At 44.0% G+C, this 7,989-nt stretch carries 9 protein-coding genes; 3 read left to right on the top strand and 6 right to left on the bottom strand.

The window, feature by feature from the left end:
- Window positions 1-66: 66 nt before the first annotated feature.
- The 6 genes from ureA to MC7420_RS28385 form a co-directional block, all read right to left on the bottom strand.
- Window positions 67-369 (bottom strand): urease subunit gamma, encoded by a 303-nt coding sequence (ureA, locus tag MC7420_RS28405; RefSeq protein ID WP_006104853.1) that lies wholly within the window; start codon window positions 367-369, stop codon window positions 67-69.
- A gap of 165 nt (window positions 370-534) precedes the next feature.
- Entirely contained in the window at window positions 535-1,545 is a 1,011-nt protein-coding gene (locus tag MC7420_RS28400) for an AI-2E family transporter (protein ID WP_006104883.1), read from the bottom strand.
- A 483-nt stretch (window positions 1,546-2,028) separates the two neighbouring features.
- Window positions 2,029-2,871, bottom strand: coding sequence for an urease accessory protein UreD (locus MC7420_RS28395; protein WP_006104919.1), 843 nt, complete (start codon window positions 2,869-2,871; stop codon window positions 2,029-2,031).
- 12 nt (window positions 2,872-2,883) lie between these two features.
- On the bottom strand, window positions 2,884-3,696 hold the full coding sequence (locus tag MC7420_RS28390) for an ion transporter (RefSeq protein WP_006104962.1): 813 nt from the start codon (window positions 3,694-3,696) through the stop codon (window positions 2,884-2,886).
- Window positions 3,697-3,831: 135 nt separating this feature from the next.
- Window positions 3,832-3,954 carry a hypothetical protein gene (locus MC7420_RS43560; protein WP_006104873.1) on the bottom strand — a complete coding sequence of 41 codons (123 nt, stop codon included), beginning with the start codon at window positions 3,952-3,954 and terminating at the stop codon, window positions 3,832-3,834.
- 36 nt (window positions 3,955-3,990) lie between these two features.
- Window positions 3,991-5,010 (bottom strand): RNA-guided endonuclease InsQ/TnpB family protein, encoded by a 1,020-nt coding sequence (locus tag MC7420_RS28385; RefSeq protein WP_006104952.1) that lies wholly within the window; start codon window positions 5,008-5,010, stop codon window positions 3,991-3,993.
- Window positions 5,011-5,556: 546 nt separating this feature from the next.
- On the opposite strand from MC7420_RS28385, the gene MC7420_RS28380 reads away from it, so the two are divergent.
- The 3 genes from MC7420_RS28380 to MC7420_RS42985 all read left to right on the top strand — a co-directional run.
- Window positions 5,557-6,174 carry a Uma2 family endonuclease gene (locus MC7420_RS28380; RefSeq protein ID WP_006104860.1) on the top strand — a complete coding sequence of 206 codons (618 nt, stop codon included), beginning with the start codon at window positions 5,557-5,559 and terminating at the stop codon, window positions 6,172-6,174.
- A gap of 77 nt (window positions 6,175-6,251) precedes the next feature.
- Complete coding sequence (ppk2, locus tag MC7420_RS28375) at window positions 6,252-7,121, top strand: polyphosphate kinase 2 (protein WP_006104986.1); 870 nt, start codon at window positions 6,252-6,254, stop codon at window positions 7,119-7,121.
- 211 nt (window positions 7,122-7,332) lie between these two features.
- On the top strand, window positions 7,333-7,989 hold a 657-nt coding region (locus tag MC7420_RS42985; protein WP_044210283.1), incomplete at its 3' end, for an adenylosuccinate synthetase.

Genomic DNA, 7,989 nt, shown 5'->3' with positions numbered 1-7,989 from the left:
AAGCCCTAATTTAGGTTACCGTTTTTCCAGAATCCTCGCATCGATTTCGATTACTGGACTGGTGTTCTAACGGATGGGATTATGAACCGTGACGAGTTTCGTCCCATCCGGAAACGTGGCTTCAATCTGGACTTCCTGCACCATTTCTGGTATGCCTTCCATGACATCATCCCGTGTTAGCAGAGTTGTGCCATCACTCATTAACTCCGCCACCGTGCGTCCCTCTCTCGCCCCTTCTAAAATAGCCGCCGAAATATACGCGACGGCTTCGGGATAATTCAGTTTGAGTCCGCGTGCTTTGCGTCGTTCCGCTAATAGGGCGGCGGTGAACACCAGTAATTTATCTTTTTCCTGGGGTGAGAGTTGCATAATGACTTGTCTATCTTGATCTTGATCTTGGTGCTATAGCAAAAGGCATAACGCAGAATGCTACAGGGCATAAGCCAGGAAGCTTCCGGGCAGATGACTACACTTGTTTATAGTATCTTCTTTTTCACCTATTTTTAACTGATGGGTATTTGAAGCCACGTTACACTAGTCTTTTCCCTTCATTTCATTGATTTCAAACAAACTGATCATAACTCCAGCTAAAGGAATTGCCAGAAAAACTCCCAAAAGTCCGGCAACTCTCGCACCTACTAATAAAGCAAAGAACATGACAACTGGATTCATATCAAGTGAGCCTTGCATAATTCGAGGCATCAGCAAATTCTCTTCAACTTGTTGTAAAGTCACACAAATCGCTAAAACAGTGATACTTAGCAAAATTCCTTGAGGTAACACAATTAATGCGACAATGGTAATCCCTAAGGTTGCGCCAATTGCTGGAATCAGATCAAACACTCCCGCGATCGCGGCTAAAACTAAGGCATAGGGAATTCTAAACAATACAAAAATAACAAAGGCAGAAATGCCAAAAAAAGCTGATAGTAGAAGTCGTCCCCAAAAAAATCCTAAAAAGTTGCGTTGAATAGCAAGGCTTAGCTTATTTCGGAGGGGAGGGGGAAATCGTTGAAGAATGAAAGACCAAAGCCTTCCTCTATCGAGTAACATAAAAAATGCGACAACAGCAATCAATATGAGATTAACGAACTGGGTTAATAATTCGGATAATATTGCTAAAACAATGGTAATTCCTGCAAGGATTTGATTGCGTAAAAATTCTCCAATGGCTTCGAGGTCAATTTGGAGATTCCATCTATCCAAAAACCTCTCAATTTTTTCTACTATAAATATAACTTGATCAATAATCCCCGGTAATTCATTAATTAATTGTTGACCTTGAGATAAAAGTGCAAACCCTATTGTAACTGTAAAAATAAAAACTATAATAATAAGAATTAAAAATACCACGACAACGGCAACAGTATGTGGTACAAAATGCTGCAACCATCTCACTGGATAGGTAAGCAAAAAGGCTAATACTGCGGCTAATGCAAAAATAACTATAACGGCTTCAAAATAAACAATGACTTTAAAAAAGGTCAATCCTAAAATAATTAAAAGCAAATATCGAATTAATTCATGGTTAGTTAAATTCATCATAAATATCATCGATTTACTGGGGTTGAACTCATGCTACATTTACCGAAGCATCTAAATTTATAATGACAGTTAAGGTGATCACTTTCTTGTCACATTTATCTTTTAAGATTAGTCTAATTTTCCTTGGATTGACGAGAAATATTTCTATACGACCCAGTGGGGAAATTTGTGATAATGTTGTCTTTATAGTTTAAGGGCAAAATTATCCCACCTATCCAACGAGGGTGCTGTCCTTTGAGACAGGTTTATAGAACTACGCACTAAGGTTAGGACATAAAAGAAAAATTCAAATCGCTCAACACCGAGCGTGTTACCGAGCGTGTTACTGAGCGTGTTACTGAGCGTGTTACTGAGCGAAGCCGAAGTAAGCCGAAGTAAGCCGAAGTAAGTCGAGGTAAGCGATGCCCTGAGCCTGTCGAAGGGTCGAGGTGTTGCCTATTGCCTATTGCCTAGCGCGTAGCGCTATAGCTTTCAGCGTTTTTGCTAAACTAGCCAAACTCGTGGTTGGGAAACATTCCGTCCCAAATAAGTAAGGCGCAGACATTGCCAAACCTGGGTAAACCAGTTTCGCACTTCTGTGGTTGATGAACCGCGATAACGGCATAATAATCCTTGTGCCTGAGTTTGGGTAACTCCCGCTTCTCCTTGGCGTTGATCGGCTGTCCACAGGCTTCTGGCATTGTCTATTATCTCCGATGATACGGGTGGTCCCATCCAGATCAGGGTTCCGACAATTGGCTCTCCGGCTAATCCATGGGGACTATCGAGTACCGCTTCCCCTCCCGGTAACCACTGACGATCAATCCACAATGGGTGTCCTTGTTGCCAAATTTCGGTATGCGATCGCCAATCCCCTTGTAAGAACCTTTCCTTCCTAGCAGTACGCCCAAACCGGGTAATCTCCCAGGCTAACCAACTGGCGCCCGGAGCTAATTCTACCGTCATCTGCTGCTGATAATCTGCACCATTAAATACAATTGTTTCCTGAGGTAACCATTCCAAACAAGCCCCCGCCTCGACGTGGATATGAATCCGTTGGTTGGCTCTTTGCCCATTGCTGCGATAGATTTTACTCGCCGCCGCCGTGGTAATCAAGGCTTGGCTATCCTCTTGCAGGTGGATGGTTTGTGACAAGCGATCGCCGCCGACAATACCCCCGGCTGTATGTAAGACTACGGTATGACAAACCCCTTGTCCTTCCGGGTAAAACGGGCGCTGCACCTTCAGAGGGGAAGTTATGCGATCGCGCACTAAGCGGGTTTTACCCTGATCATTGGCATAGACTAACTCTAAACTGCCTTGCCATTCCGTTTTGGTATTAGACATTCAGATTGGGGATCAATGAATGGGTTTTCCACAATGAGGACAAAATTTGGAGGTTCGCTTACGTTTGAGCGGGTGTCTCACTTGAAGTTCTTCCGAGAATCCAGACGCCAATATACCAGCAGGTAAAGCAAATAGCCCAATTCCCAGCACCGCTAACATCGCGCCCACTAATTTCCCGATCAGCGTGACTGGATAGACGTCACCGTAGCCCACGGTGGTTAAGGTAATCACACCCCACCACATGGACATGGGGATATTCGGGAACGCTTCCGCCTGCGCTTCATGTTCGGCAAAATAAATTAGACTAGAGGCGCAAAATAATAAAATAAATAAAACAAAAAAGGTGATAATTAATTCCTCTTTTTTTGAACGAATCACTCGTCCTAATGTTCTTAATGACGCTGAATAACGGCTTAGTTTTAAAATTCTAAAAAAGCGGAATAGTCGTAAAGATCTTAAAAATCGCAAATCGGGGAACAGGAGCGGCAGATAAAAAGGAAAAATCGCAATTAAATCGATGAGCATTAAAGGGGTGAACATGAATCTTAACCGTCCCCTGATCGAATGATTATAGTCCGGATTTACCGTACATATCCAAAGTCTTAAGATATATTCCACGGTAAATACGGCAATTGAGACCTCCTCAAAAAGGATAAAGTATTTTCTATACTGATTCCCAATCTGATCAACTGTTTCCAAGGTAAAAGCCATTAAATTGAGGGCAATTAATGTCCAAATCAATCCGTCAACGATTTGGCTAGCTGTATCCCTAATATCAGTCCGCTCTAAAATTTCATAAAGTCGCAGTTTTATTTTGTATATCATAGCGTCTTTTGATGAGGGATAAGGAATCAAAGACTAATAAATCATTAAGTAAAGACAACATTACGAATGTCCTAACACTACTGGCGATAGTTATATAACAAATGACAAATGACGAATGACGAATGACAAAAATTTTTAAAGTTGACCGAACGGTTCCCAATCTAGAACATCGTCCAACAACGCCCGATACCCGATCACATTAGGATGAAGTCCATCGGGAGACAGTTGCTTTGTCCACCAAGGTGTTCCTCGATTCATCCAGACATCAAAAATATCCAGTTGACACTCCCCGGTCTAAAGACGCGGGGATTCTTCCGTCACAGGGAGGCAGAGTTTTACATCTTCCAGGATGGAACCTTTACCCTCAGAAAGCTTAACTACCGTGTGTCCCACGGCTTCTAATCCTCTTAATTCTACGACTTGAGCGGCTGCTACATCCCGGTCGCATTCATACCCACAATACTGGCATTTGTGTACCCGTTGGGATAGTTTCTTCCTGCCTGTCTCTTTTAAGCATTTGGGACAGGTCTGACTCGTTCCTGCTGCTGGTACTTTCTGGAAGTACACCCCACGCTTGAAACAACATTGGGAAAGGATGTCTAGAAACTGACCCCAGCCTGCATCTAAACAGCTTTTGGAGAGCATCCCACGCGCTAATCCCTTCAGATTTAACTGTTCGGCAAATATCATGTCCGCCCAATCACAAAGGTTATGGGCTAGCTCCCAGTGGTAGTTTTTGCGGGTGTTTGCTATCCGTTCATGTAGTCGGCTTACTTTGGCTTGTGCCTTAGCGCGATTGTTTGACCCGAACCGTTTATTAGACACCTTCTTTTGCAGCGATTTCAGCTTGCTTTCTAGACGTTTAAACGGTCTGGGATTGGGAAACGTTTGCCCATTAGACACGGCGGCAAAGTGCATTAAGCCTACATCTATTCCTAATGATGTACCAGTCGGACTAATTTCAGGCGATGCCCTGAGCGAAGTCGAAGGGAGCTTGTCGAAGGGAACATCTACTTTCCATTGCAGGTTTTGTAGCACTTGTGAGTGTACCTGCTTGAGTGCAGGGATATTCTTTTTCGCTTGGGTGAGATTCTCACACTGACTGTTATACGTTGGTGCAGGTTGATTCGCTGGGATAATGTATTCACTTTTAATCGAGCAAGCGTTCACCGGACATTTACGACTATTAACCCAATGTTTACGCTCACAAAGGGCATAGTTATAGACCTTCCTGCATTGTTCTAACCATTCCTCAAAGGTGGCTATCTGTGCGTTAGTCGGTTTTAACTTAAACTCGTAAACTAAAGTAAACACTTGCTCGACCTCCTGCAATGTTTGCTGGTATTGTACTACATTATTGGTTGAATGTTGTCAGGATCAAATAGACTCGCGAATAAATTCGCTTGGCTAGACGCTTCGCGGCAATTGAGCGTTCGACTGAGCGCTCACGCCGAAGTCTTGTCGAAATTCGGTTTCATCCCCAGTTTTAGGGGATGTCCTGGAGTTCGGTGAGAGGGATGAAGGCTAGGAGCAACGATGGTTTGCATAGACAGTTGTAGTTCGTCAGGTGTTTGTTAACAAATCGATACATTTGCAGGAATTGATACAATGTTACCTTATCGGAGGCTCACGTCATACTCGTTAAATTGGGTGTGTCAGCCAAGCCGGACGTTAGCCAAAGCCCAGTCTAAGATTCATGGCACTGAAAAGCGTGAATTTTTGGATTGCCAAAACCCTTGATATCCCGTAGGGTGGGCATTGCCCACCAGCTTATGCGTCAGTACCATTCCAGTTAAGATAACGAGGATGGTTTCCTCAAGTGGGGAAATCATCCTTGAGAAACCTTTCTCCCCACAGACCATGATTCAAGCCTTACCTAAACCTGTAACATTCGATGAATTTATTGCTTGGTATCCGCAGAAGTCAGAACACCATTATGAACTTCACAATGGAGTAATTATTGAAATGCCTAAACCCACGGGAAAACATTCGCGGATAGCAGGTTTCCTTATCGCCGAACTAAACTTTGAAATCAGAAGGTCTTCACTGAATAGTTTTATTCCCAAGGAATGTGTGATTAAACCCATCCCTTATGAGTCTGGCTATGAACCGGATGTTATTGTGTTGAATTCTAAAACTATAGGAGATGATCCCCGATGGGAACGAGAATCTATCATTACTCAAGGGTCTTCTGCACGTTTGGTGATTGAGGTCGTTTCGACTAATTGGAGTGATGATTATGCGCTGAAGCTGGAAGACTACGAGGCGATGGGTATTCCTGAGTATTGGATTGTTGACTATCTGGGGTTAGGAGGGAGGCGCTATATTGGCAACCCCAAACGACCGACATTTAGTGTTTATCAACTCATTGACGGTGAATACCAGGTGACTCAGTTTAGGGGAGATGACCGCGTTGTTTCCCCCACATTCCCTGATCTAAATTTGACGGTTCAACAGGTTTTTCAGGCTGGGGAGTAATTTTTGATACAAAAAAATATTGGATAGCGGTTTTTTATTTGCTTAGCTAGAGTTGCTAGAGCTATCTTACAGACATAATGTCCAACAAATTAACTAACGGCAAAGTGACAGATCAAAAAAATTCCCTGGTCAAAGAAAAAGAAAAAGTGAAAACTGACAAAGGTAAATCCAAGAAATTGAAGAAGAAAGTTTACAAACGAGAATTGCGCCGGCTACAGGTTGAGTTAGTCAAATTACAGGAATGGATTAAACAAAAAGGATTAAAAGTCGTCGTCGTGTTTGAAGGGCGGGATGCTGCGGGGAAAGGTGGCGTGATCAAGCGGATTACGGAATGCTTGAATCCCCGTGTGTGTAAAGTGGTGGCGCTGGGTACGCCCACAGAACGAGAGAAAACCCAATGGTATTTTCAACGCTATGTGCCATATCTGCCAGCCGCCGGGGAGATGGTACTGTTTGACCGCAGTTGGTACAATCGAGCGGGTGTGGAACGAGTGATGGGGTTTTGCACGGATGAAGAGTATCAGGAGTTTCTGCGATCATGTCCAGAATTTGAATGCATGATTCAGCGATCGGGAATTATTCTGATCAAGTATTGGTTTTCTGTGAGTGACGACGAGCAAGAACGCCGTTTTCGTAGCCGCATGGAAGATCCAACCAAGCGCTGGAAACTTAGTCCCATGGATTTAGAGTCTCGCGCTCGCTGGGTGGAGTATTCTAAAGCTAAGGATGAAATGTTTGCGGCGACGGATATTAAGCAATCACCTTGGTATGTGGTGGAAGCCGATGAGAAAAAACGCGCCCGTCTCAATTGCATTTCTCACCTGTTAAGTCTGATTCCTTATAAGGATTTAACACCAGATCCGATTGAGTTACCCCCCCGACAGTCGGAATTGGAGTATCACCGTCCGCCTATGTCTACACAAACATTTGTCCCGGAGGTTTTCTAAGGTGTCGGGTGTCGGGTGTCGGGTGTCGGGTGTGGGGGTGCTGAGGAGGTTAACTCAAAACTTTACCTTCTCTGTTCCCTGTTCCCTGTTCCCTGTTCCCTAACAAAGGACGAAGGACGAATGACGGACGAATGACAAAATCGATTGACAGCGATCGCACCTGCTGCACATAATGGTGATTTGTGTAAACTTTAGCGCGTATAATAAACCCTTGGCTAACGTTGTTGTAATCGGTGCCCAATGGGGCGATGAAGGAAAAGGTAAAGTCACCGACTTACTAAGCAAGTCCGCAGATGTCGTCGTCCGTTACCAGGGGGGGGTCAATGCGGGACATACCGTTGTGGTTCAGGGTCAAACCTTTAAGCTGCACCTGATTCCCTCTGGGATTTTATATCCAGAAACAGAATGTATTATCGGCTCGGGGACAGTAATTGACCCCCAAGTTCTGATTGGTGAACTCGACCAACTCGAACAGTTAGGCATTTCTACCCAAAAGCTGCTAATTTCCGAAACTGCCCACGTCACCATGCCTTACCATAGGTTAATTGACCAGGCATCGGAAGAGCGACGGGGAAACCATAAAATTGGCACCACAGGTCGGGGAATTGGTCCGACTTACGCGGATAAATCAGAGCGCATCGGTATTCGGGTTGTCGATTTGATGGACTCGGATATCCTGCGAAAACAGCTTAATTGGACAATTAATTATAAAAATGCTGTTATAGAAAAACTCTATAATTTACCGCCCCTCGACCCTGCTACCGTGATCGATCAGTATCTTGCTTATGCTGAACGATTACGTCCTCATGTTGTTGACTGTTCGCTCAAAATTTATGATGCGATTCAACAACGACGCAATATCTTGTTT

The organism is Coleofasciculus chthonoplastes PCC 7420, assembly GCF_000155555.1.
Lineage (GTDB): Bacteria > Cyanobacteriota > Cyanobacteriia > Cyanobacteriales > Coleofasciculaceae > Coleofasciculus > Coleofasciculus chthonoplastes_A.
Note: the sequence above shows the minus strand (reverse complement) of the source record. Positions and strands in the feature narration are given on the sequence as shown.